Below are 23868 nucleotides of genomic sequence, written 5' to 3' on the forward strand. Positions count from 1 at the left end.
AGCCGTCCGGCTCCTCAAGCCGTCCGGACGGGGTGTTGGTTAAGCTGGCGGGATGCCCGAAACCACCACCCAGCTCGGCGCGGGTCCGCGCGCGGTCATCCGTCCCTACCGGTCCGAGGACGCCGAGGAGTTCACCGCGCTCGCCCGGGAGAGCAAGGCGCTGCACCACCCCTGGCTCTTCCCGCCCGACGACGCCGAGGCGTTCGCCACGTACGTGAGCCGGTTCACCGGCCCGTCCGGCGCGGGCGGCCCGGCCGGCGTCGGAGGCGCCGCCGGTTATCTCGTCTGCTCCCGCTCCGACGGCCGGATCGCCGGGTACGTGAACGTGAACAACATCGTCAGAGGAGCCTTCCGCAGCGGGGCCATCGGCTACGGCGCGTTTGCCCACGCGGCGGGCCAGGGCCTGATGTCGGAAGGGCTGGCCCTGGTGATGCGGCACGCCTTCGGCCCGCTCGGACTGCACCGTCTCGAAGCCAACATCCAGCCCGCCAACACCCGTTCCATCGCGTTCGTCCGGCGTGCGGGATTCCGCCTGGAGGGCTACTCGCCGGACTTCCTGTACATCCACGGCGCCTGGCGCGACCACGAACGCTGGGCGGTCACCGCAGGTCCGCAATCCGCTTGAGGGACGGACCGTACCCGGCGAGAATGATCGGTATGGCTCCTGTCGTGGTGATCGACGCGCCCTCCAACCTGGGGCTGCGGCCCCCGGCGCCCGGGACGGTGCCCGGCTGCTACAAGCTCGCGGGAGCCCTGCGCGAGCAGCGCATCGTCCAGCGGCTCGGTGCCTTCGAGGGCGGTGTCGTCGTCCCGCCGCGCTACGACCGCGGCGACTGGCAGGAGGGCGACGGGGTGTTCAACGCCGCCGCCATCGCCGCGTACACCCCCCGGCTCGCCGACCGGATCGAGCGCCATGTCAGGAGCGGTGACTTCCCGGTGGTGCTGGGCGGTGACTGCTCGATCCAGCTCGGCGCCTCGCTCGCGCTGCGCCGGATCGGCCGCTACGGCCTGGCCGCCATCGACGGATCCGCCGACTTCCGGCACCCGGGCAACTCGGCCGCGGTCGGCGCGGCGGGCGGCGAGGAACTGGCCATCTCCACCGGACGCGGTCAGGACGACCTCGCCGACCTGGAGGGGCTGCGCCCCTATCTGCGCGACGAGGACGTACGGCTGCTCGGCATCCGCGACGAGGACACGGACCGCGCCGAGCTGGCCCGGCTGCGTATCCCGACCGTGTCCGTGGGCGAGATGCGCCAATGGGGCGTGGCCGAGATGGCCGCCGGCGTTCTGCGGACCCTGGAGACGCCCGCCACCGACGGATTCTGGGTGCATCTCGACGCCGACGTCCTCGACCCCGCGGTGATGCCGGCGGTCGACGCCCCCGACGCGGGCGGCCTCCTGCCGGACGAACTCGCCGTGCTGCTGCGCACCCTGGTGCGCTCCGAGCGCTGCGTCGGACTGAACGTGACCATCTACGACCCGGACCTCGACCCGGACGGCAGCGCGGGCGCCATGTTCACCGATGTCATCGTGGGAGCCTTCGGCGACGACAAGGACTGACGCCTGTCCCGCGGTTCAAACCTCTGGGGCCCCTGGTCAGTGCGGCGGTCAACGTGTTCCATGGTCGACGGGCCACCGGCCGAAACGGAGCCGCCGGCCGCCCGCGGACGAAAGCGAGGCTGCCATGGCCACGACTGTGCGACGTGCCGTACTGACCCTGCCCGCCGCCCCCGTCGGGCCGGAGAACCCGCTGCCCGCCCTGCGGCCCCTCGACGAGACGCACACGATCGACGAGCGCGACAAGGCGGACCTGCCGCGCGACATGGCCCGGCAGATCGGCTACGAACCGCTGCGCACCCTGCTGCCCGTACGGGTCCTCGACGGGTACGGACGCGACCGCGCCGAGACCGGCATCGACACGATCGTTATCGAGAACGAGCACCTGCGGGTGACGGTCCTGCCGGGGCTCGGCGGCCGGATCCAGTCGCTCCTCCACAAGCCGACCGGCCGCGAACTGCTCTACCGCAACCCGGTGCTGCAGCCCGCCTGCTTCGCGCTGAACGGCGCATGGTTCTCCGGCGGCATCGAATGGAACATCGGCGCGACCGGCCACACCACGCTCTCCTGCGCCCCGCTGCACGCCGCTGTCGTGCCCGCGCCCGACGGCGGGCAGATGCTCCGGCTCTGGGAGTGGGAGCGGCTGCGGGACCTGCCGTTCCAGGTGGACCTGTGGCTCCCCGACGACGCCGCCTTCCTCCGGGTCGGCGTCCGGATCCGCAACCCGCACGACCGTCCCGCGCCGGTGTACTGGTGGTCCAACATCGCCGTCGAGGAGAACGAGCACACCCGGGTGCTCGCCCCCGCCGACGAGGCCTGGCACTTCGGCTACGAACGCAGCCTGCGCCGGGTCCCCGTACCCGAGTTCCGGGGCGCCGACCGTACGTACCCGCTGCGCGGTGAGTTCCCCGCCGACTACTTCTACGAGGTGCCGGCCGACGAGCGGAAGTGGATCGCCTCCCTCGACGGCGCGGGGCAGGGGCTCGTCCAGACCTCGACCGATGTGCTGCGCGGCAGGAAGCTGTTCGTCTGGGGCGCGGGCACCGGCGGCCGGCGCTGGCAGCGCTGGCTCACCGAACCGGGCACGACCGGCTACGCGGAGATCCAGGCGGGCCTCGCCCGCACCCAACTGGAGCATGTACGGCTCGAAGGCGGCGGGGAATTCAGCTGGCTGGAGGTGTACGGCCCGCTCGAAACCGACCCGGACCTCGTCCACGGGGCGGACTGGGGCGCGGCACGCGCCGAGGTGGCGGACCGGCTCGAAGCGGCCTTCCCGCGCGCCGACGTCGAAGCGGCGTACCGGGCATGGCTGCCGTACGCCGACGCCGAACCGGGCGAACGGCTGGCGACGGGCTCGGGCTGGGGCGCGCTGGAGACGCTGCGGACGGGCCGTCAGCTGCCCGGCACGCCCTTCGACCCGTCGACGCTCGGCGCCGAACAGGCCCCGTGGGCAGAGCTGTTGGCGGGCGGCGCGCTGCCCGAGCAGCGCACGCCGGCCCCGCCGGGCCCGACGCTCGTCGCGCCGCACTGGCGCGACATGCTGGAGACGGCGCCCGCCGAGCCGCTCACCGAGTACCACCTCGGGGTCGCGCAGTGGCACGCGGGCGATCTCGCCCAGGCGGTGCGGAGTTGGGAGCGCGGCCTCAAACTGGCGCCCGCGCGCTGGCCGTTGCTGCGCTGTCTGGCCGCCGCCGACCAGCGGGGCGGCAACACGGCACGCGCGGCCGACCAGTACGCCGAGGCGTTCGACGACCTGTGCGAGCAGCGCCGCGACGACGGCCCCGGCTGGACGGCAGCGACGGCCGCGCTCGGCCGCGAGGCGATGGCGGCGCTGCTGGCCGTGGGCCGGGCGGCCGAGGCACGCCGGGTCTTCGACCGGCTGCCGCCCGCGGTGCGCCGGCGCGGCGCCTTCCGCTTCGTCGAGGCCCAACTGCTGCTCGCCGAGGGCGACAAGGCCGCGGCGCGTGCGCTGTTCGACGCCGGGTTCGAGGTGGCCGACCTGCGGGAGGGCGCCGAGACGCTGAGCGAGGTGTGGGCAGCGCTCACCGACGATCCGCTGCCTGACGCCTACGAGTTCCGGATGCGACCGCAGGACGGCCCGGAAGGCCCGGAAGGCCCGGACGGCCGGGACGGGCACTAGGGAGTGTCCGCGAAGTATCGTCGTCCGCCCTTTGGGCGGGGCTCGCGGGGGCTGGTGCGTGCGATCGCAAGGCGCCGATGTGCCCTTGTAGCGGAGCTACTTGGGCAGGTCGGCAACGCCGCGAGCGTGCGTGCCGGGCATCGCGAGCCAGACGAGACGGCCCGGACACGACCTAGGGCGCGTGCCGGTCCTCGGTACGTGCGACCGGCCACGCGGCGGGGCGCTCCGTCATGGGCACCCGGTGCCGGTCACGGCACTACGCCCCGTTGCGGTCCACGTACTCGAAGACCGAGCCGTCCGGGTGGACGGCGATCAGGTTGCGCCCCACGGGGGTCGGCACCGGTCCGACGAGGACCTTGGCGCCGACCGCCGTGAGGGTGGTGAACGCGTGGTCCAGGTCCTTCACGGCGATCGTGGCGGTCACTTTGCGCAGCACGTCGATCTCCTCGGCGGGGCCGCTCATCAGCAAGAAGCAGGAGACGGCCGCGACCGAGACCCCACCGCGCTCGAACCGCAGCGCGCGCGTCGCTGTGAGCCGTTCGTAGAACGCGACCGAGGTCTCCAGGTCGTCGACGCAGATGCGCAGCGTGGTTCCCAGGATTTCCATGGCGATCACATTAGTTGGCCTGGCTCACGCCCGGCAGAGGATCTCGCCGTGCGGTGTCATGAACCAGCCGTCCTGGTTCGCGCCCCACTCGCGCCAGGCCGCGGCGATCTCCGTCAGCCGCTCGTGGGTGGCGTGCCCGCCGTTGACCGCGATGTCCGCGTAGCTGGAGGCGACCGTACGGTCCGCCCACAGCCCGCTCCACCAGGCCCGGTCGTCCGGGGTGGCGAAACACCAGGTCCCCGCGGTCGGGGTGATGTCGGTGAAGCCGGCCTGCCGGGCCCAGGACAGGATCCGCCGCCCGGCGTCCGGCTCGCCGCCGTTGGCGCGGGCCACCGTGCGGTAGAGCTCCAGCCAGCCGTCGAGCACGGGGATCTCCGGGAACCACGCGAAGGCGCCGTAGTCCGAGTCGCGGGCCGCCACGATCCCGCCGGGCCTGCACACCCGGCGCATCTCGCGCAGCGCCTGTACCGGGTCGCCGACGTGCTGCAGGACTTGGTGGGCGTGGACGACGTCGAAGGAGTCGTCGGGGAAGTCCAGTGCGTGGACATCGGCGACCGCGAAACGGACGTTGGTCACGCCCGCCGCCTCCGCGGCTTCCCTGGCCTTCGCCAGGACGTCCTCGGCGGCGTCGACCGCCGTCACCGTGCCGGGCGCGACCAGCGCCGCCAGGTCGGCTGTGATCGTGCCGGGGCCGCAGCCGACGTCCAGCACGTCCTGGCCCGGCCGGAGTTCGGGCACGAGGTACGCGGCCGAGTTGGCGGCGGTGCGCCAGGTGTGCGAGCGCAGCACCGACTCGTGGTGCCCGTGCGTGTAGACGGCGGTCTCCTTCGGCATGGCCGACTCCTTCTCGTGGCGTGATGAGGTCACGCTACGCCGCCATGTTGAATACTGAGACCCCAATCTCACGATGTGGTCAGCCGGCTGATCGGCGAACGCGGTCAGGGCAGGATCTGCGGCCGGTAGACCATCAGCGCCTCGTTGACCTTGTCGATCAGCAACTCCCCGGGCGACGGCGCCACTTCACCGTCGAAGGCCAGCGGGGTCCCCGGTGCGATGCCGCCGATCCGCACCCGGCGCATCCGCTCGGCCGCGTGCACGGGGGAGCGGCTGAGCGGACCCGCCAGCACGGCGGCGAGCAGCCGTGCGCCCGGCACCCGGCCGCCGTGCACGATCCGTACGTCGAGCAGACCGTCCGCCAGATCGCGCCGGTGCCCCGGCGTCGGGCCCATCCGGCGATACATGCCGTTGCCCACGAACATCATCCACAGCGCGCGCTTCCTGCCGTCGAACTCCGCGTGCAGTGGCTGCTCGCCGCGCAGCACCTTCGCCGCCGCCAGCACCCCGGCGGGCCAGCCGCCGATCCGTGACGCCCAGCGCTCCCGCTCCCTGACCAGCTCCGGATAGACGCCCAGGCTGAAGGTGTTGAGGAAGAACCCTGACTTCGCCCCGCCGAGACCCGGACTGAACCGGCCCAGGTCGACCCGGACCGCGTCACCCGCCGCCAGCGCCCTGACGGTGTCATGGACGTCCTCGATGCCCAGGTCGTAGGCGAAGTGGTTGTACGTGCCGCCGGGGAAGACCGCCAGCGGCAGCCCGTGCTCCACGGCCACGACGGCCGCCCGGTTGATCGTCCCGTCGCCGCCGAGTACACCGAGCGCGCGGCAGCGCTCCGCCGCCTTCTCCAGCGCGCCGCGCACCTCCTGCGGCTCGCACTCCACCACCTCGGCGCGCGGCAGCGCGTCGGTCAGCAGCGTGGCGAGCCCGGCCGAACCGGACGCCCGGTTCACCACGACCACCAGACCCTCGCCGCCCGGCAGCGCGGGCGCCTCGGCGTACGGACGGCCCGGCGAGGGCAGCTGCGAGCGGGTCGGTACGATCCCGCGCACCGCGAAGGCGGCCCCGACGCCGAGCGCCGCGCCCACCACCACGTCGCTCGGGTAGTGGACGCCCGTGTAGACCCGGGACAGGGCGACGGAAGCGGCCAGCGGCGCCACGGCGGCGCCCCAGCCCTTGGACTCCAGGGCGACGCCCGTCGCGAAGGCGGCGGCCGACGCCGCGTGCCCGGAAGGGAACGACGTGGTGATCGGCTGCCGCTTCAGCTGCCGTATCACCGGCACGACGTCCAGCACCGGCCGCGGCCGGCGCACGGCCCGCTTGCCCACGGTGTTGATGGCCGCCGAGGCGAGCCCCAGCGAGGCGATCCCGCGCAGCGCCGCCCGCCGCGAGCGCGCCCCGCGCCCGGCGGCGACGATCCCGGCGGCGACGCCCACCCAGAGCACTCCGTGGTTGGCGGTCCGGGTGAGCCGCGGCAGCACCGGGCCCGCCCCCGGCCAGTGCCGGTCGGCGACGGAGCGGAAGAGCCGCGTGTCCCAGTCGGTGAGGATGGCGGCGACCCGGGAGCGGGTTTCCGGACTCGCCTGGTGGTACGCGGCAGAGGTGTCAGACATGCATCGCGGGTACCCCGCAGGTGGGCGCCGCACGCAGCGGCCGTACGCCGACCGGGCACCCGGTGGCGCGGGAGCCGGGAAGCACGGAGTGCCAAACCCCACGAATCTGCATATAAAGGGCACGGGACTTCACTGTGGGAGGTGGCGGCATGCGGCGGACGGTGCCGGGCCGTGGGCCCGTACGGTTCGGGCCCGCCGCCCCCGACGCCGGGCTCCCCGCCCCCGCCGAACTGGTCGCCGTCTGCGCGGCCGCGGCCGGGCGCACCGGGCCGGAGCCGCCCGGCGGCGGGCGGTCGCTGCGCGAGGCGGCGAGCGGTTACTGGCTGCGCCGCGGGCTGCCGTGCGATCCGGACGAGGTCGCGGCGGCGTCCGGCGGCCAGCCGCTGCTGCTCGCGCTGCTCGCCGCGTACGGCGGGGACATCCTGCTGCCGCGCCCCTGCCCCGCCTGGTGGACCCCGCAGGCGCGGATCGTCGGCCGGGCCGCCTATCACGTGCCGATCCCGGCCGAGTGCGGCGGAGTGCCCGACCCGTACGCGCTGCTGGAGACCGTCCGGCGGGTGCGCGCCGAGGGCGGCAGCCCCGGGGTGCTGCTGCTCTGTCCCGCCGACGACCCGACCGGTACCGTCGCGCCGCCCGAACTCGTCCGCGAGTCCTGCGAGGCCGCGATCGGCGAGGGACTGCGGATCGTCAGCGACGAGACCTGGCGCGACACCCTGCACGAACCGGGGACGCCGGACGCGTCCGCCGGTACGGTCCTGCCCAGCCCGGCCGAGATGTTCCCGGACGACGTCACCGTCATCTGCGACACGGCGGGCGCGCTCACCCCCGCGGCCTGGCCCGCCGCCGTCGCCCGCTTCCCGGCGACCGCCGCCGGCGCCGCGCTGCGCGCCACGACCGTCGACATCCTCACCGCGCTCGGCGCGCTCGTCGCCGGGCCCGTCGCGGCAGCGGCGGCGTGGGCACTCGACGAGCCGGAGCCGGTACGGACCAGGGCGCGGGCAGCGGCCGCGCTGTACGGGCGGGCCGCGGTCGCCGCGCACCACGCGGTGCTCGTCTCCGGCGCGCTCGCCAGGCCGCCGCGCGCCGGCCGGCACCTCTACGCCGACCTCGGGCCGCTGCGCGAACGCCTGGCCGCGCTCGGTGTGTCCGACTCCATGGAGCTGGAGAGCCATCTGAGCCGGCGGCTCGGGACACCCGTACCCGGCGGCCACCGCTTCGGTGACGAACTGGGCGCGCTGCGCGTACGGCTGTCCACCGGGCCGCTGCTCGGGGCAACCCCGGAACAGCGCCTGGAGTCCCTCACCGCGGCGGCCCCGCTCGAACTGCCGTATGCCGCACACGCGCTGGACGAACTCGGCGCCGCCTTCGACGAACTGCGCTGACCCGACGAACCGTTGAACGGAGCCTGCGATGACGGAACAGGGCGAACAGACCGGTCTGCCGGACCGCACCGGCCTCACCGGCGCCCCGCCGCGCCCCGTCGGTGAACACCGGCTGTGGCCACGGTCCTTCGCCGACCGGCTGACCGCACCGCTGCCCGGCGTCCTCGGGATGGCGAGACTCGCCAGGGAAGGCGCGGTCAGACCGGGCGCCGACGGGCTCCGCGACATCCCGCACCTGCCCTACGCGCCGGGTCCGCTGCCCGTGGTGGACACCAGCACGGTCGCCGTCAGCTGGGCGGGGCACGCCAGTTGGGTGATCCGGGCCGGCGGCCTCACCGTCCTCACGGACCCCGTCTGGTCCCGCCGTATCTTCGGAACACCCGCCAGGATCACCCCCGTCGGGATCCCCTGGGACGACCTGCCCGCCGTCGACGCCGTCGTCATCAGCCACAACCACTACGACCACCTCGACGCACCGACGCTCAAACGGCTGCCGCGCGACACCCCGCTGTTCGTCCCCGCGGGGCTCGCCCGCTGGTGCAGGCGGCGCCGGTTCACCCGGGTCACCGAACTCGACTGGTGGGAGTCGGCCGAGCTGCCCGCCGCCGGCGGCGGCAGCGTCCGCTTCGACTTCGTACCGGCCCACCACTGGTCCAAGCGGTCCCTCACCGACACCTGCCGCACCCTGTGGGGCGGCTGGGTGATCGCTGACCCCAACGGCAGGCGGGTCTACTTCGCGGGAGACACCGGCTACGGCCACTGGTTCAAGGAGATCGGCGCCCGTCACCCCGACATCGACCTGGCGCTGCTGCCGATCGGCGCCTACGCGCCGCGCTGGTGGCTCAGCGACGTGCACACCGACCCCGAGGAAGCGGTCCAGGCGTGCGACGACCTCGGCGCCCGGAACATGGCCCCGATGCACTGGGCGACGTTCGTCCTCTCCGCCGAACCGGTGCTCGAACCGCTCACCCGGGTCAGAGCCGCCTGGGAGCGCACGGGGCGGCCACGCGAACAGCTCTGGGACCTCCCCGTCGGCGCCTCACGCCTGCTGGTGCCCTGACCCGGCCGGCCCTTCGGGTCCCTCCGCGTCCCCGGAAGGACCGCGCAGCTTGCGCCACAGCGTGGGCGCGGCGCTGAGCACGACCGTCAGTACCACGGCCGTCACCACGCCCTGCCAGGGCTCGGGGAAGAGCGAGCCGCCCAGGATCCCGATCAGCTGGTACGTCGCGGCCCAGGCCAGACAGGCCGGCACGTCGCCCCGGGCGAACCTGCGCATCGGCCACTTCGCCAGCAGGCACGCCAGCATCACCGGGATCCGTCCGGCCGGCACCAGACGTGACAGCACCAGCACCGCCACCCCGTGCTCCTGGAGCTTGGCCTGCGCCTGCTCCAACCGGTCGGGCGGGGCGTGCTCCCTGATCTTCTCCAGCCACCGGGAGCCGTTCTTCGAACCGACCCCGCGCCGCCCGAGCCAGTACAGCGCCATGTCGCCGAGGAAGGCGGCGAAGGCGGAGACCAGGAATATGTACAGCATCGACAGCGGGGCCGTCTGGTGGAAGGCCACCACGGCCGCCGAACTCACCACGGCCCCGGTCGGCACCACCGGCACCAGCGCCCCGAGCGTCACGAGCAGGAAGACCGACGGATAGCCGACCGCCTGCTGGGTCGACTCCGGTGGCAGCTGCGACATCAGCTGGTCGATCACCGGGCGACCTCCGGCCGCATGCTCTCGCCGTGCCGCAGCAGATGCACGGTCACGTCCGGCGCCAGCCGCGCCGCGCGCCGTACGAACTCGTCGCCCGGCGTGTAGAACTCGTGCGGCCTGATCCCGTCCATCCCGATCGGCCAGAACGTGCCGTAGTGGACGGGCACGGCCGCGGCGGGCGCCAGCTGGGCCAGCGCCTGCGCCGCACGCGCCGCGTCCAGATGCTCGGGACCGAGGTGCGGCCCCCAGCCGCCGACCGGCAGCAGGGCCACGTCGACCGGTCCTACGGCGTCGGCCATCCCGTCGAAGAGCCCCGTGTCACCGGCGAAGTAGGTGCGGGTCTCACCGCTGATCACGTAGCCGAGCGCGGGGGAGCGCTGCGGTCCGACCGGCAGCCGCCTGCCGTCGTGGTGCGCGGGCACCACCCGGACCCGCAGCGCGCCGAGTTCGACCTCGTCCCCCGCCTCGACCTCGGTGATCCGCAGTCCCGCCGGGTTGCGGCGGGCGTCGAGCCTGCGCAGCGCGGGCACCGAGCGGGCCGCGTCCTTCGGGACGATCAGCCGGGTGCCGGGCGTGAGCCGCGAGAGCGAGCGCGGATGCAGATGGTCGGAGTGCAGATGGGAGACGAGCACGGCGTCGGCGACCGTCGCCTCCGGCGGCGGCAGCGGTCCCCGGCGCCTGCGCAGATGCGCCAGCCGCTGGACGAACAGCGGATCGGTCAGCACCCGGACCCCGGAGTCCTCAACCGTGCAGGTGGCATGACCCCACCAGGTGATGACAGTTCCCACCCTCGACCTCAGCTCCGATCCCAGGGGCCGCCTTCGCGCGGCCAGGCCGTCAGCGTACGGGGACGGCCCCGGCCGGCGCTCCCCGCTCATCCGCGTGCGTACCGGAAATGCGCCTCCGGTGCCTGGTTCACGCCTCCCTCACGGGGTCACCGGCGGAGTAGGGTCGGCGCACCAAGTCGTAGGTGACTGCCGGGGGGACGGAACGGACATGGGCGACGTGAGAGTGGCGGCGATCGCCAGCCTGACCCCGCTGGAGGAGCTGGACACCGATCCCTTCCTCGTGGACTCCCACGGCCAGCACGCGATGTGCGCCCGGTGGGCCGAGGACAAGGGCTATGTCCTCACCCGGCAGCTGACCGCCTACCAGCTCCGCCCGGACCACCGCGGACTGTGGGTCGACGTGGACGAAGGGTTCGTGGACGTCTTCGTCGCCCCCAACCACCGGGTGCTCGACCGGGCCTTCACCTCACCCGCGGCCTTCTTCGCCGAATGCGAGCGCAGAGGCGTACTGCTGGAGACCGTGAGCCTGGACGAGCCGTCGTACGACGCGGGGATGAAGGCCGAGGTGCACCGCAGACTCACGCTGCCGGCGGGCGGCTTCACCGGCCGCTGACCGGCGCGGGGCCGGGCTCCGGGCGGACGGACCGGCGCGCAGTCCTGGGTGTCGGTCCGTTGTGTCAGTCTTGTGCCGAGCCCGGACACCCCGTGCGGGCCCGGACGTGAGGTGGCAGAGCGGTGCTCCGAGGGCGATGGCGGACGGCGGGCAAGGCCCTGCTGCGCGTGGTCGTGGTGTGGGCGGTGTCCACCCTGACGATGCTGGCGCTTGCCGGGATCCTGCCCGACTTCCAGCTCCAGTCCGACGACGGCGACAGCGCCACCAGGACGGCCGTCACGGCGGGCTGGGGCGCCGGTGCCTTCGGGCTGCTCAGCGCGCTCGTCTGGCCGCTGCTGGTCAGGGCGCTGCTGCTGGTGCCCGCGCTCGTGCTGGGGCTGCTGGTCTTCTTCCTCAACGGCTCGCTGCTGCTGATAGCGCTGCGGCTCATCCCCGATGGCAGGGGAGCCGCCAACCCGGAGAACGCGATCGTGGTCGCGGCCGTGATGTCCGCCGTCGCCTCGGCGACCTCGACCGCGCTCGCCGTCGGCGACGACGGCGCGTACCGGCGCAGGCTCTCCCGGCTCGCCGACCGGCGGCGGCGCCGCAGCGGTGAGGACGGCGGCCACGGCGGGCCGCCCGGCACGGTCTTCCTCCAACTCGACGGGGTGGGGCACCAGGTACTGCTGGACGCGGTGGCGAACGGGAGCATGCCGCAGGTGGCGCGCTGGCTCGGCGAGCGGCCCACCCACCGGCTGACGCCGTGGCGCACCGACTGGTCGAGCCAGACAGGCGCCAGCCAGCTCGGTATCCTGCACGGCTCCAACCACGACGCCCCGGCCTTCCGCTGGTACGAGAAGGACACAGGCCAGATCATGGTCAGCAACCGCCCGGCCAGCGCGGCCGAGCTGCAGCGCCGCGCCATCGAGCGGACCGGCGACGGGGGGCTGCTCACCCTCGACGGCGCGAGCCGCGGCAATCTCTTCAGCGGCGGCGCCGACCAGCTCGCGCTGGTGCTGTCCATGGCGGCCAGGCGCGGCAAGTCCAACCGCTCGCGCGACGGCTACTTCGCGTACTTCTCCGACCCGGCCAACGCGGTCCGTACGGCGGTCTCCTTCGTCGCCGAAGTCGGCCGCGAGATAGGCCAGTCCACCCGGGCGCGGATCCGCGGCGACCGGCCCCGGGTCGGCCGCGGCGGGCTGTACCCGCTCATCAGGGCCTTCGCCACGGTCCTCGAACGGGACGTGGTGGTCGCGGCTGTCATGGGCGACATGCTGGCGGGCCGCGCCGCCGTCTACGCGGACCTCGTGGCGTACGACGAGGTGGCCCACCACTCGGGACCGCACAGCAGGGACGCGGTGCGGGTGCTGGCCCGGCTGGACCGCTCGGTCGGCCTGATAGCCAAGATCGCCGAGTACACACCCCGTACGTACCGGATCGTGCTGCTGTCCGACCACGGTCAGAGCCCGGGGGAGACCTTCGAGGGGGTCTACGGCCTCACCCTCAAGGACCTGGTCAGGGCGGGCTGCGGGCTGCCTGTCTCGCGCAAGGCCGAGCGGACCAGGAGCGGCGCCGAGGCCAGGTACGCCGCCCGGCGCGCGGTGCGCACCGCGCTGCACCGGCCGTTGCGCGACGGCGAGGCGGGTGAGGCGGGCGAGCAGCGTCCTGAGGCTGACTCGGAGCCGATCGTGCTGGCTTCCGGGAATCTGGCGCTGATCTCGTTCCCCGACGTGCCCGGGCGGATGAGCCGCGAGGAGCTGGACCGGCGCCACCCCGCGCTGCTGCGCACCCTCGCCAGCCATCCGGGGATCGGCTTCCTGCTGGTGCGCAGCGAGGAGCACGGTTCGCTCGTGTTCGGCCCGCAGGGCGTCGAGGTCCCCGTCGCCGAACTCCGCGACCACGAGGGGCCGCTCGCCGCGATGGGGCGCGGCGCCGCCGACGCCGTGCGGCGCACGGACGGCTTCCCGCATGTCGCCGACATCATGGTCAACTCGATGTACGACCCGGCGACCGGGCGCGTACACGCCTTCGAGGAGCAGATCGGTTCGCACGGCGGGCTCGGCGGTCAGCAGTCGACGGCGTTCCTGCTGTCACCGCTCGTGCTCTCGGCGCCCGTGCCGGACGGTACGGAACTCGTCGGCGCCGAGCGGGTGCATCTGGTGCTCAGGCGCTGGCTGCGCGAAGGGGGCGGCCCGCAGGTGCCGTTGGGACCCGCGATCAGACCGCTGGCCCATGAGGTGCCGCAGGAGGCCACGGAGTCGGCCTGACGACACCGCCGGCGCCGCACGGGTGCTCCCCGTTTCTTTTGTTTGCTGAGGAGCCAAAAACAACGCGAGGTGTGGCACAGCGTGTTTCGGAGTGCGTAGGGTCGGAGAAGGATGTACATCGTCTCCGACGCCACCAGCACCGGCCGGAAACCCGCACACTTCCGTCATTCAGGAGCTCTCCCTCATGCACGACGACCGCAGCCTGGTCGAAGCTCGCCTCAAGCGCGTCCTCCAGGAGCGCATCAGGCCGGCTGTCTACCCCGAGTCGATACCGCTGGACGTCGAAGTCTGGACCGCACCCGGTGAGCCCGTACCGGTGGACGAAGGGCTGGCGGGGCCGACCGCGCCCATCGCCACCGGCGACCGCTGGGGCGCCCCGTGGGGCACCAGTTGGTTCCGGGTCACCGGCACCGTCCCCCAGGAGTGGGCGGGCCGCACCGTCGAGGCCCTCCTCGACATCGGCTTCAACGAGACCAGCCCGGGATTCCAGTGCGAGGGGCTCGTCTACCGCCCCGACGGCAGCCCGGTGAAGGGCCTCAACCCCCGCAACCAGTGGGTGCGTGTCGGCGCGCCGGCGGCCGGCGGCGAAGAGGTGCTGCTGCACATCGAAGCCGCCTCGAACCCCAACGTGCACTCCGGCGGCAACCCCTTCGAACCGACACCGCTCGGCGACATCGAGACGGCCGGCAGCGAACCGCAGTACACGCTGGGCCGGATGGAACTGGCCGTGCTCGACGAGTGCGTCTGGAACCTGATCCAGGACCTGGAAGTGCTGGGCGAGCTGATGGAACAGCTGCCCCTCGACGCGGGCCGCAGGTGGGAGATCCTGCGCGCCGTCAGCCACGCGCTCGACGTGATCGACCTCCAGGACGTGAACGGTACGGCCGAGGCCGCCCGCGCCCAGCTCGCCGGCGTACTGGCCACGCCCGCGCAGGAGACGGCGCACCGCATCAGCGCCGTCGGCCACGCGCACATCGACTCCGCCTGGCTGTGGCCGCTGCGTGAGACGGTCCGCAAGGTCGCCCGCACCACCGCCAACATGACGGCCCTGCTGGAGGACGAGCCGGACTTCGTCTTCGCGATGTCCCAGGCGCAGCAGTTCGCCTGGATCAAGGAGCACCGCCCCGAGGTCTACGCGAAGGTCAAGAAGGCGGTCGCGGACGGCCGGTTCGTGCCGTCCGGCGGCATGTGGGTCGAGTCGGACACCAACATGCCCGGCTCCGAGGCGATGGCCAGGCAGTTCGTGCACGGCAAGCGCTTCTTCCTCGACGAGTTCGGCATCGAGAACGACGAGGCGTGGCTGCCCGACACCTTCGGCTTCGCCGCGGGGCTGCCGCAGATCATCAAGGCCGCCGGGTCCAAGTGGCTGCTCACCCAGAAGATTTCCTGGAGCAAGATCAACAAGTTCCCGCACCACACCTTCAACTGGGAAGGCATCGACGGCACCCGGATCTTCACCCACTTCCCGCCGATCGATTCGTACAACGTTGTCATGGACGGCGCGCAGATCGCCCACGCCGCCCGCAACTTCAAGGAGAAGGGCGTCGCCCGGCGCTCCCTCGCGCCCACCGGGTTCGGCGACGGCGGCGGCGGTACGACCCGCGAGATGATCGCCAAGGCCGCGCGGCTGCGCAGTCTCGAAGGCTCCGCCACGGTCGAGTGGGAGACCCCGGCCGACTTCTTCGCCAAGGCCGAGGCGGAGTACGCGAACCCGCCGGTGTGGGTCGGTGAGCTGTACCTCGAACTGCACCGCGCCACGCTCACCAGCCAGGCCAAGACCAAGCAGGGCAACCGGCGCAGCGAACACCTGCTGCGCGAGGCCGAGCTGTGGGCGGCGACCGCCGCCGTACGGACCGGCGCGAGCTATCCGTACGAGCGACTGGACCGGATCTGGAAGACGGTCCTGCTCCACCAGTTCCACGACATCCTGCCCGGCTCGTCCATCGCCTGGGTGCACCGTGAGGCCCGCAAGACGTACGACGCCGTCGCCGCCGAGCTGACCGGCATCATCGAATCGGCGCAGCGCGCGCTCGCAGGCGAGGCGTCCGGCGGATCGGCCCTGGTGTTCAACGCGGCCCCGCACGCCAGGGCCGGAGTCGCCGCGGGCGGCGCAGGGCCGGTCACCGGGTCCGGCGGCACGGAGTTGCGCGCCCGGGAGGGCGGCGGCCATGTGCTGGACAACGGGCTGCTGCGGGTCGAGATCGACGGCCGGGGTCTTGTGGTGTCGGCCTACGACATCGCGGCCGGGCGGGAGAGCGTCGCGCCGGGCGAGGCGGCCAACCTGCTCCAGATCCACCCCGACTTCCCCAACCAGTGGGACGCCTGGGACGTCGACTCGTTCTACCGGAACACCGTCACCGATCTGACGGAGCTGGACGAACTCACCCCGCTCGAAGGGGAGTCGGCGGCCGTCCGGGTCGTACGCACCTTCGGCGCCTCGAAGGTGACGCAGCTGCTCACCCTCGCACCGGGGGCCAAGCGGCTCGACATCGACACCGAGGTGGACTGGCACGAGACGGAGAAGTTCCTCAAGGCGGCCTTCCCGCTGGACGTGCACGCCGAGCGGTACGCGTCGGAGACCCAGTTCGGCCATGTGTACCGCGCCACCCACACCAACACCAGCTGGGAGGCGGCCAAGTTCGAGGCGTGCAACCACCGCTTCGTCCAGCTGGAGGAGCCGGGCTGGGGGGTCGCGCTCGTCAACGACTCGACGTACGGACACGACGTGACCCGTACGGTCCGGGCCGCCGACGCGGGCACGACCACCACCGTCCGGGTCTCGCTGCTGCGCGCGCCCCGCTACCCCGACCCGCAGACCGACCAGGGGGTGCACACCTTCCGGCACGCGCTCGTGCCCGGCGCCGCCATCGGCGACGCCGTCAGGGAGGGCTACCTGATCAACCTGCCTGAGCGCCGGGTCACCGGCACCGGTGAGGTGGCCCCGCTGGTGACCGTCGACAACGACGCGGTCGTGGTCAGCGCGGTGAAGCTGGCCGACGACGAGAGCGGCGACCTTGTCGTACGGCTCTACGAGTCGCACGGCGGCCGGGCCAGGGCCAGGGTCGGGGTGGACCTCGGGGTCGGCGGGATCGCCGTGACGGACCTGCTGGAGCGGCCGCTGGCCGACGTACCGAGGCCGGAGCTCGACAACGGGGCCGTGACCCTGTCCCTGCGGCCGTTCGAGCTGATCACGCTGCGTCTGACCCGCGTCTGACGCGCATCGGACGGTGACGGGGAGCCGGCGGTCGGGTTCAGTGGATCCGGCCGCCGGGTCCGCCTGATCCGCCCGCGTCGTCTTCGTCCGTAACAGGCCCTGGGCTCTCACCCAGGGCCTGATGCGCCACGAGATGAAGAAACTCCCGCTCGTTCCCCGCCAGCCCCGCCGCGCCCAGGGCTTCGTCGGCCTCGGCGATCGGGGCCGCGAGCAGCGGGGCCGCCAGGGACGCCTGGGCGGGGTCGTCGAGGACGGCACGCACAGCGGCCAGGAGCCTGAGGTAGGCCCTGGCCGCTGTGCGTTCACCGGACGCGTGGGTCGTGCTGGACGTACTGGTCATTTCGGCTTCCTCCCCATGAATCTGTCGGACCCTCAAGTCTGGACGAGGGGTCTGACAATCCGGGGCGCAGGCGCGGGGCGCTTGGGGAGGCGGGGCGTGCGGAGCGGCGCGAGGCGCCTACTCCTCGACGAGCATCCCCTCGCGCAGCCGCGCGATGATGCGGTTCAGCAGCCGGGACACATGCATCTGCGAGACGCCCAGCTCGGCGCCGATCTGCGACTGGGTCATCTCCCGGCCGAACCGCATCTCCAGGATGCGGTGCTCGCGCGGGTCGAGCTGCTCCAGCAGCGGGGCCAGGGCGTGCAGATTCTCGACCTTCTCCATGGCGGGGTCGGGCTCGCCCAGGATGTCCGCGAAGGTGCGGCTGTTGGCGCCGGTCTTGCCCTCGTCACCGGTCGGCATGTCGAGCGAGCCCGCCGTGTAGCCGTTGGTCGCGACCAGGCCCTCCACGACGTCGCTCTCCTCGATGCCGAGCATGGCGGCGAGTTCGGCGACGGTCGGGTCCCGGTCCAGCCGGGTGGCGAGCAGTTCCTTGGCCTTGGCCAGCTCGACCCGCAGCTCCTGGAGCCGGCGCGGCACATGCACGGCCCAGCTGGTGTCCCGGAAGAAGCGCTTGATCTCACCGACGATGTACGGGACGGCGAAGGAGGTGAACTCGACCTCGCGCGACAGGTCGAACCGGTCGATGGCCTTGATCAGGCCTATGGTGCCGACCTGGAGGATGTCCTCCATCTCGCCGCCGCCCCGGTTGCGGAACCGGCTCGCCGCGAAGCGCACCAGGGACTGATTCATCTCGATCAGCGTGTTCCTGGCGTACTGGTACTCGGGCGTGCCCTCCTCCAGTACCTGGAGCTGGTCGAAGAACAGCTTCGACAGGGCGCGCGCGTCCCTCGGGGCGATCTTGCCCGGGTCGTCGATCTGCGGCAGTGCGTCCGCCGCTTCCACCGGCCCCGACGCCACGGCACTTTCTGCCTGCTCCGTCCTGGCAGCGTGCACAGTGCTGGTCGTCATGACATCACCCTCCCGAGCAAGCGGATCGTCCAGGAGCCCTTCTGCCCGCTGAGCACACGCTCATTCACCACAGGTCCGCGATTCGGTGGCGCGGATTCCCGTTATCCCTTGCAGGGAAAAGTACTTACCTGCCACTCGGGGCGGTCTCCAACTGATCGCCGGGAGCGGGTTTCCGCAGGCGGCCCCTGTCCAACGGCCTTGCGCGCGACCGGATGTGGCCGTCGATGCGTTGACGTGAGGCAATCCATTGGATTTATTGGAGCACGATGAATTTTCCTGAGATCCCCGAGAGAAGGACCGGCACGTGACCGATCGACCGATCGCGGCCCTGGCCGTCGACCCGGCAGTGGCCGACCTGGTGTTGCCGGCGGATCTGCGTGAACGGCTCTCCCGCAGTGTGCGGTTGGCGCCGACGTCGCTGACAGGACCGCCGGGCGACCCGGCGGTCCGCGCCACGCTCGCCGAGACCGAGATCCTGCTCAGTGGCTGGGGCTGCCCCCGGCTCACCGCCGGGCTCCTGGCGCTCGCGCCCCGGCTGCGGGCCGTCGTGCACGCCGCGGGCAGTGTCAAGCCGGTGGTCAGCGACGCCCTCTGGGAGCGCGGCATCGTCGTCTCGTCGGCGGCGGACGCCAACGCGGGTCCCGTCGTGGCCTTCACCCTCGCGGCGATCACCTTCGGCGCGAAGCGGACCCTCAGCGCCGCCGCGGGCTACGGGAGCGGCTGGCCCTCGACCCAGGAGCGGGCCGGGGCCGACGGCAGGACCGTGGGCATCGTCGGAGCCTCCCGGATCGGCCGCCGCGTCATCGCCGCGCTGCGCGCCTCGGACGCCGGGTACCGGCTGCTGCTCACCGACCCGTACGTCACCGACGCGGAAGCGGCCGCACTCGGTGTGGAGCGGGTCGACCTGGCCGAACTGTGCCGCGGGTCAAGCGTCGTGAGCGTGCACGCGCCGCAACTCCCCGAGACCGAGGGCATGGTGAGCGCCGAGATGCTGGCGCTGATACCGGACGGCGGCAGTGTCGTGAACACCGCGCGCGGCGCGCTCGTCGACAACGAGGCGCTGGCCCGCGAATGCGCCTCAGGACGGCTCGACGCCTACCTCGACGTCACCCACCCGGAGCCGCTTCCGGCCGGACATCCGCTGCTCGCCCTGCCCAACGTGCTGGTGACCCCGCACATCGCCGGGGCGCAGGGCAGCGAGGTGCGCAGGCTCGGCGCCTACGCCGTCGCCGAGGTGGAGCGGTACTTCGCGGGAGAACCGCTCCGGGGCGGCCTGGGCAAGGCCGATATGCCCCGGCTGGCCTGAGCCGGGACGTGCGGGTGGCTGACGGCGGCGCGGGGCCGTCAGCCACCGAACCGCGCGTGGGTGCGCAGCCGAGGCGCGAAGGTGGTGTGGAAGACGCTGGACGCCGCACCGACGGCCGCCGCCGCGTCGTTGAGCGTCGAGAAGGCGACCCGCACCTCGCGTACCCGCCGCGCCACGGGGAAGCGGTTCACGGCCGCCGAGATCTCCGACAGATACAGGTCCGCCACCTCCGGGGTCACCGCGGGACCGCCGACGATCAGCAGATCGGTGTCGTACAGGTCGGTCATCCCGACCGCGCCGCGCGCCACCACCCGCGCCACTTCCCGCACCGCGTCGACCGCGCGTGTGTCGCCGCCCGCGGCGGCGGCGCAGACGGCCTCGTACGCCCCGTCCCCCTCGACGACGAGTCCCGCGCCGGCTGCCTTCTCGATCACGGCCGAGATGGGCGCGCACTCCGGGATCATCTGCGGGCCGCCCTCCGGGGTGAGCTTGCCGAGGGTGAGCGCGCACAGCTCGCCGAACTCGCCCGCGTTGCCTGACGAGCCACGGAAGATGTCGCCGTTCAGGAAGGCGCCACTGCCCGCGCCCGCACCCAGATACAGATAGACGAAGTCGCCGGCGCGCTCGGCCGCGCCGAGCCAGCGCTCACCGACGGCCGCAGCCGTGGCGTCCTTCTCCAGCAGTACCGGCAGCCCCAGTTCGCGGCTCAGCTCCGCGCGCAGCGGCACCTCGCCCCAGCCCTCGAAGAGCGGCGGATCGAGGATCAGCCCCGCGTTGACGTCGAGCGGGCCCGGCGCGGCGACCCCCACCCCGAGCAGGCTCGCGGTGACGGGCCGCACGGCCTCCACCGCTTCCGTGGCCATCCGGACCATCTGCGCGATGCACCACTCGGGGTCGCGGCGGCTCGTCAGCGCGAGCTGTCTGCGGTCCCGTACGCCACCGCACAGGTCGACCACCACCTGCGTGATCATCTCCGGGTCGACATGGATCCCGATCGCACAGGCGGCGTCGGGGCGCAGCCGCAGCGGCACCCGTGGTTTGCCCTTGCCCGCCGAGCGGCGCGCGTCCTCGGTGAGGAATCCCGCGGTCAGCAGATTGCGGGTGATGCGGGAGACCGCCTGCGGGGTGAGCCCGGTCTGTTCGGCTATCTCCACCCGGCTGAGCGCGCCGGCGACCCGGATGGACTCGATCACCAGCTTCTCGTTGAACGAGCCGAGCGCCAACTGGTCGAAGGCGCGGTGCGCGACGCGCGTCGAGGGCGGCTGCGGATTGCCGTCGCCGGGGCGCTGCCAGAAGAACGGCTCGGTGGTGGCCGTGGCGGAGTACACCCGCGCGGACTCGGTCAGCGAGTCGAGGACCCGGCGCGCCTTGTGCGGATGGTGCAGCAGCTCCAGCTGGGCGATGACACCGACCGTCCCCGCCCAGCCCATGGACGCGCTCGGCCGCAGCCGGGCGATCCGGTCGGTGCCGAGCTGCCCGCCGTCGACCCCCCAGGCGATCACGGACAGGGCGCGGCCGGGGTACGTCTCCGCCAGCACCCGCAGCCGTTCGCCGACCGGTGGATGTCCGGCCGGAGCGACGGGAACCACACCGCCCCCGGATCCGCCGTCCCCGCCAACGCCAACGCCAACGCCAACGCCCCCGGCCCCGTCCGCCGGTTCGACGCCGCTCCGCCGGTGGATCTGGCGCAGTCCGACGGCCAGCGCCGCGTACCGCGACTGGCGCTCCTCCGCCCGCGCCGGCGGTGTGTGCCGCTGCCCCGCCCGGTCGCTCTCCGCGAGGACGACGACGGCCGCGCCGCCCGGCTGCGTCCACACGGCGAGCAGTTCGGGCCGGTGTGCGCCGAGCGGCGGGACCGTCGGCAGCTGTACGGGCCCGTCGAGGACGCCCTGCGACGTGGCCCAGCGGTGCCACACCCTGCTGAGCGCGGTGTGCGAAAGCCCGAGGTGGTCGGCGAGCGACCGGGCGGACCAGGTGTGCTGCGGCGCCGGCGGCCCCGCCAGTGTGGTCGCGATGACGTCCGCCTCGTCGATCCTCGGCGGACGCCCACTGCGCGGCTGATGTTCGAGCCCGGCGATGCCGCGCGCCGCGTAACGGCGGCGCCAGGCGGTCACCGTGGGCCGGGACACGCCGAGCGCGCGGGCGCTGTCCGACACCGACACACCGGCGGCGGCGTCCCGCACTATGCGCACCCGCACGGATCTGTCCTCGCGTGCTTCCGCCCACGACCGCAGCTCGTCCAGCTCATCGGCGGTCAGGGAGAAGTCAGTTGCTCGATGCATGGCCCCATCCAACAGGCGCGCCGTCATTTGTAAAAGTACTTACTGGCCGTCAGCCCGGCCGGGAGGCGCCTGCGCGCGGACCTGCGCCTCCTTCGGCGACACCGTACACCCCGGTGTCGGAATGCGCTTTCTACGATGGCACGGCAGGGTCCTGGCACGTTGAGCCGATGCGCTGCCCGGCAGGATTTACCTGTTCGAAGCATTGACGTAAGGCAATCCATTGGATTTACATAATCATCGCCGGCTTGGTGCTGCCCGGAGACGCCCGTACCTTGATGAAAGGGCTTTCATGCTATGACCACGCTCGATCAACCGGCCGCACGGCCGGAAGCGGCGGAGCCGCCGCCCACCGGGGAGGGCCGCACAGGGCGGCGCGACCCCCGGCGCAAGCGCGACATGGCGATGTTCTGGTTCCTCATACCGGGTGCGGTGGTGCTGCTCGTCTTCCACTACATACCGCTGCTCGGCAACGTCATCGCGTTCCAGAACTACCAGCCGTTCATCGGCATCATGCACAGCACGTGGTCAGGCTTCGACAACTTCAAGGTGCTGTTCAACGGCGACGCCGCCTTCGTCCACGCGTTGGTCAACACACTCGAACTGACCCTGATCCAGGTCGTGTTCGTCTTCCCGGCACCGATCCTGCTGGCCCTCGCGCTGAACAGCCTGGTCAGTGAGCGGATCAAGAAGTGGGTGCAGAACGTCCTGTACCTGCCGCACTTCCTGTCCTGGGTCGTGGTGGTCTCGCTCTTCCAGCAGATGCTGGGCAACGAAGGTCTGCTCAACCTGTTCCTGCGTGCCCACGAGATGGGCAGCTGGAACATCATCGGCAACCCCGAGCTGTTCAAGACACTGCTGACCTCCGAGGTCATCTGGAAGGACACCGGCTGGGGCACGATCCTCTTCCTCGCCGCGCTCTCCCGCGTCGACCAGAACCTGTACGAGGCGGCGGCGGTGGACGGCGCGAGCCGCTGGCGGCAGACCTGGCACGTCACACTGCCGGCCCTCAAGGGCCTGGTGATCCTGCTGCTCATCCTGCGGCTCGGCGACGCGCTGAGCGTCGGCTTCGAGCAGATCCTGCTCCAGCAGGGCGGTGTGGGTCTGGAGAACAGCGAAGTGCTCGACACGTACGTGTACAACAACGGCCTGATCGCGGGCCAGTGGGGCATCAGCGCGGCCGTCGGCCTGGTCAAGGGAGTCGTCGGCGTCGTGCTCGTCCTGGGCGCCAACAAGATCGCCCATTTCTTCGGCGAGGAAGGTGTGTACCGCTCATGACGACGCTGTCACCCACCCGGCCGGTGAGCCGCAGGCCGAAGCGCGCGTACAGCGCCATCCCGGGCGAGACCCCCGGCACCCCGCCGTGGCGCGCCTTCAAGTCGCTGATCCTGCTGATCTGCGTCGTGCTGGTGCTGCTGCCCTTCCTCGCCATCATCTCCACGTCGCTCGCCGACGCCAAGCAGGTCAACGCCGCCGGCGGCTACGTCCTGTGGCCCGACCACGCCTCGTTCGTCTCCTACCAGGCGCTGCTCCAGGGCGGTCTGGTCTCCAAGGCGATGCTGGTCAGTGTGGGCGTCACCGTCGTCGGCACGGCGCTGGCGCTGCTCTGCTCCATCACCCTGGCCTACGGGCTGAGCCGGCCCGGCAGCTTCGGCCACAAGCCCGTGCTGATGCTGCTGCTGATGTCGATGCTCTTCGCCCCCGGCATCATCCCCAGCTATCTGATGATCAAGCAGCTGCATCTGATCAACAGCTACTGGTCACTGATCCTGCCCACCATGATCAACGGCTTCAACGTGATCGTGCTGCGGTCCTTCTTCATGAACCTGCCGAAGGAACTCATCGACGCGGCCCGTATCGACGGCGCCTCCGAACTGACCATCCTGCGCAGGATCGTGCTGCCGCTGTCCAAGGCGTCCGTCGCCGTGATCGGCCTGTTCTACGCGGTGACGTACTGGAACGCGTTCTTCAACGCGCTGCTCTACATCAACGACGCGTCGAAGTGGCCCATGCAGATGGTGCTCAGGACGTATGTCGTCAACAACTCCCAGCTCGGGGCGGGCGAGGTCGCGGCCGCCGCCGGTGCGCCGCTGCCCCCCACCCAGTCGCTCCAGGCGGCGATCCTCGTGCTCTCCATCGTGCCGATCGTGATCGTCTACCCCTTCCTGCAGCGGCACATGAACAAGGGCGTGATGGTCGGGGCGGTCAAGGGATGACCAGTCGCACTCCCACC

Annotated in this window: 19 protein-coding genes; 11 read left to right on the top strand and 8 right to left on the bottom strand. The window is 72.2% G+C overall.

Annotated elements, in window-relative coordinates; genetic code table 11:
- Positions 1 to 52 precede the first annotated feature (52 nt).
- The 3 genes from OHS57_RS30740 (at position 53) to OHS57_RS30750 (ending at position 3697) form a co-directional block, all read left to right on the top strand.
- Positions 53 to 625 carry a GNAT family N-acetyltransferase gene (locus OHS57_RS30740; RefSeq protein ID WP_041992632.1) on the top strand — a complete coding sequence of 191 codons (573 nt, stop codon included), beginning with the start codon at positions 53 to 55 and terminating at the stop codon, positions 623 to 625.
- A 32-nt stretch (positions 626 to 657) separates the two neighbouring features.
- The gene (locus OHS57_RS30745) at positions 658 to 1560 is read left to right on the top strand and encodes an arginase family protein (protein WP_328584005.1); all 903 of its coding nucleotides are present in this window, start codon (positions 658 to 660) and stop codon (positions 1558 to 1560) included.
- Positions 1561 to 1684: 124 nt separating this feature from the next.
- The gene (locus OHS57_RS30750; protein ID WP_328584006.1) at positions 1685 to 3697 is read left to right on the top strand and encodes a DUF5107 domain-containing protein; all 2013 of its coding nucleotides are present in this window, start codon (positions 1685 to 1687) and stop codon (positions 3695 to 3697) included.
- Between the two features lie 256 nt (positions 3698 to 3953).
- Here OHS57_RS30750 and OHS57_RS30755 read toward each other — a convergent pair whose 3' ends face one another.
- The 3 genes from OHS57_RS30755 to OHS57_RS30765 form a co-directional block, all read right to left on the bottom strand.
- A complete protein-coding gene (locus tag OHS57_RS30755) occupies positions 3954 to 4304 on the bottom strand; it encodes a VOC family protein (RefSeq protein ID WP_041992640.1) in 351 nt (116 codons plus the stop codon).
- Between the two features lie 24 nt (positions 4305 to 4328).
- Positions 4329 to 5138, bottom strand: a complete 810-nt coding sequence (locus OHS57_RS30760) for a class I SAM-dependent methyltransferase (protein ID WP_041992641.1) — start codon at positions 5136 to 5138, stop codon at positions 4329 to 4331.
- Between the two features lie 104 nt (positions 5139 to 5242).
- A complete protein-coding gene (locus OHS57_RS30765; protein ID WP_328584007.1) occupies positions 5243 to 6751 on the bottom strand; it encodes a bifunctional phosphatase PAP2/diacylglycerol kinase family protein in 1509 nt (502 codons plus the stop codon).
- Between the two features lie 149 nt (positions 6752 to 6900).
- Here OHS57_RS30765 and OHS57_RS30770 point away from each other — a divergent pair, with 149 nt between their 5' ends.
- On the top strand, positions 6901 to 8133 hold the full coding sequence (locus OHS57_RS30770; protein ID WP_328584008.1) for an aminotransferase class I/II-fold pyridoxal phosphate-dependent enzyme: 1233 nt from the start codon (positions 6901 to 6903) through the stop codon (positions 8131 to 8133).
- A gap of 28 nt (positions 8134 to 8161) precedes the next feature.
- The gene (locus OHS57_RS30775; RefSeq protein ID WP_328584009.1) at positions 8162 to 9193 is read left to right on the top strand and encodes an MBL fold metallo-hydrolase; all 1032 of its coding nucleotides are present in this window, start codon (positions 8162 to 8164) and stop codon (positions 9191 to 9193) included.
- Here OHS57_RS30775 and OHS57_RS30780 read toward each other — a convergent pair.
- Both OHS57_RS30780 and OHS57_RS30785 read right to left on the bottom strand, forming a co-directional pair.
- On the bottom strand, positions 9173 to 9823 hold the full coding sequence (locus tag OHS57_RS30780) for a DedA family protein (protein WP_041997105.1): 651 nt from the start codon (positions 9821 to 9823) through the stop codon (positions 9173 to 9175). The genes OHS57_RS30775 and OHS57_RS30780 overlap by 21 nt on opposite strands.
- 11 nt (positions 9824 to 9834) lie before the next feature.
- Positions 9835 to 10626, bottom strand: coding sequence for an MBL fold metallo-hydrolase (locus tag OHS57_RS30785; RefSeq protein ID WP_041992649.1), 792 nt, complete (start codon positions 10624 to 10626; stop codon positions 9835 to 9837).
- Positions 10627 to 10834: 208 nt separating this feature from the next.
- Here OHS57_RS30785 and OHS57_RS30790 point away from each other — a divergent pair, with 208 nt between their 5' ends.
- The 3 genes from OHS57_RS30790 to OHS57_RS30800 all read left to right on the top strand — a co-directional run bounded on the left by OHS57_RS30790 (position 10835) and on the right by OHS57_RS30800 (position 16699).
- Positions 10835 to 11239 (top strand): hypothetical protein, encoded by a 405-nt coding sequence (locus OHS57_RS30790; RefSeq protein WP_328584010.1) that lies wholly within the window; start codon positions 10835 to 10837, stop codon positions 11237 to 11239.
- Between the two features lie 122 nt (positions 11240 to 11361).
- Entirely contained in the window at positions 11362 to 13485 is a 2124-nt protein-coding gene (locus OHS57_RS30795) for a phage holin family protein (RefSeq protein ID WP_041992656.1), read from the top strand.
- Positions 13486 to 13669: 184 nt separating this feature from the next.
- Positions 13670 to 16699: an alpha-mannosidase gene (locus OHS57_RS30800; protein ID WP_328584011.1), complete on the top strand. Its 3030-nt coding sequence runs from the start codon at positions 13670 to 13672 to the stop codon at positions 16697 to 16699.
- Positions 16700 to 16736: 37 nt separating this feature from the next.
- On the opposite strand, the gene OHS57_RS30805 is transcribed toward OHS57_RS30800, so the two are convergent.
- Together OHS57_RS30805 and OHS57_RS30810 are read right to left on the bottom strand one after the other, a co-directional pair.
- On the bottom strand, positions 16737 to 17039 hold the full coding sequence (locus OHS57_RS30805) for a hypothetical protein (protein WP_328584012.1): 303 nt from the start codon (positions 17037 to 17039) through the stop codon (positions 16737 to 16739).
- A 117-nt stretch (positions 17040 to 17156) separates the two neighbouring features.
- Complete coding sequence (locus tag OHS57_RS30810) at positions 17157 to 18050, bottom strand: RNA polymerase sigma factor SigF (RefSeq protein ID WP_041992667.1); 894 nt, start codon at positions 18048 to 18050, stop codon at positions 17157 to 17159.
- 304 nt (positions 18051 to 18354) lie between these two features.
- Between OHS57_RS30810 and OHS57_RS30815 the strand changes: the two genes are divergently transcribed.
- Positions 18355 to 19356, top strand: coding sequence for a hydroxyacid dehydrogenase (locus OHS57_RS30815; RefSeq protein WP_328584013.1), 1002 nt, complete (start codon positions 18355 to 18357; stop codon positions 19354 to 19356).
- A gap of 38 nt (positions 19357 to 19394) precedes the next feature.
- Here OHS57_RS30815 and OHS57_RS30820 read toward each other — a convergent pair whose 3' ends face one another.
- Positions 19395 to 21638, bottom strand: a complete 2244-nt coding sequence (locus OHS57_RS30820) for an ROK family protein (protein ID WP_328584014.1) — start codon at positions 21636 to 21638, stop codon at positions 19395 to 19397.
- Between the two features lie 294 nt (positions 21639 to 21932).
- Between OHS57_RS30820 and OHS57_RS30825 the strand changes: the two genes are divergently transcribed.
- A complete protein-coding gene (locus OHS57_RS30825) occupies positions 21933 to 22913 on the top strand; it encodes an ABC transporter permease (protein ID WP_078863773.1) in 981 nt (326 codons plus the stop codon).
- The gene (locus OHS57_RS30830) at positions 22910 to 23851 is read left to right on the top strand and encodes a carbohydrate ABC transporter permease (RefSeq protein ID WP_041992672.1); all 942 of its coding nucleotides are present in this window, start codon (positions 22910 to 22912) and stop codon (positions 23849 to 23851) included. The genes OHS57_RS30825 and OHS57_RS30830 overlap by 4 nt, the downstream gene beginning before the upstream one ends.
- Positions 23852 to 23868: the final 17 nt, after the last annotated feature.

The sequence above is a fragment of the Streptomyces sp. NBC_00370 genome (genome assembly GCF_036084755.1).
GTDB lineage: Bacteria > Actinomycetota > Actinomycetes > Streptomycetales > Streptomycetaceae > Streptomyces.

What these genes read in the sequence shown, in the direction of transcription:
- OHS57_RS30740 (WP_041992632.1), top strand. Translation starts at nt 53, where the DNA reads ATGCCCGAAACCACCACCCAGCTCGGCGCGGGTCCGCGCGCGGTCATC.
- OHS57_RS30830 (WP_041992672.1), top strand. Translation starts at nt 22,910, where the DNA reads ATGACGACGCTGTCACCCACCCGGCCGGTGAGCCGCAGGCCGAAGCGC.
- OHS57_RS30760 (WP_041992641.1), bottom strand. Translation starts at nt 5,138, where the DNA reads ATGCCGAAGGAGACCGCCGTCTACACGCACGGGCACCACGAGTCGGTG.
- OHS57_RS30775 (WP_328584009.1), top strand. Translation starts at nt 8,162, where the DNA reads ATGACGGAACAGGGCGAACAGACCGGTCTGCCGGACCGCACCGGCCTC.
- OHS57_RS30745 (WP_328584005.1), top strand. Translation starts at nt 658, where the DNA reads ATGGCTCCTGTCGTGGTGATCGACGCGCCCTCCAACCTGGGGCTGCGG.
- OHS57_RS30755 (WP_041992640.1), bottom strand. Translation starts at nt 4,304, where the DNA reads ATGGAAATCCTGGGAACCACGCTGCGCATCTGCGTCGACGACCTGGAG.
- OHS57_RS30790 (WP_328584010.1), top strand. Translation starts at nt 10,835, where the DNA reads ATGGGCGACGTGAGAGTGGCGGCGATCGCCAGCCTGACCCCGCTGGAG.
- OHS57_RS30805 (WP_328584012.1), bottom strand. Translation starts at nt 17,039, where the DNA reads ATGACCAGTACGTCCAGCACGACCCACGCGTCCGGTGAACGCACAGCG.
- OHS57_RS30750 (WP_328584006.1), top strand. Translation starts at nt 1,685, where the DNA reads ATGGCCACGACTGTGCGACGTGCCGTACTGACCCTGCCCGCCGCCCCC.
- OHS57_RS30800 (WP_328584011.1), top strand. Translation starts at nt 13,670, where the DNA reads ATGCACGACGACCGCAGCCTGGTCGAAGCTCGCCTCAAGCGCGTCCTC.
- OHS57_RS30780 (WP_041997105.1), bottom strand. Translation starts at nt 9,823, where the DNA reads ATGTCGCAGCTGCCACCGGAGTCGACCCAGCAGGCGGTCGGCTATCCG.
- OHS57_RS30825 (WP_078863773.1), top strand. Translation starts at nt 21,933, where the DNA reads ATGACCACGCTCGATCAACCGGCCGCACGGCCGGAAGCGGCGGAGCCG.
- OHS57_RS30820 (WP_328584014.1), bottom strand. Translation starts at nt 21,638, where the DNA reads ATGCATCGAGCAACTGACTTCTCCCTGACCGCCGATGAGCTGGACGAG.
- OHS57_RS30770 (WP_328584008.1), top strand. Translation starts at nt 6,901, where the DNA reads ATGCGGCGGACGGTGCCGGGCCGTGGGCCCGTACGGTTCGGGCCCGCC.
- OHS57_RS30810 (WP_041992667.1), bottom strand. Translation starts at nt 18,050, where the DNA reads ATGACGACCAGCACTGTGCACGCTGCCAGGACGGAGCAGGCAGAAAGT.
- OHS57_RS30765 (WP_328584007.1), bottom strand. Translation starts at nt 6,751, where the DNA reads ATGTCTGACACCTCTGCCGCGTACCACCAGGCGAGTCCGGAAACCCGC.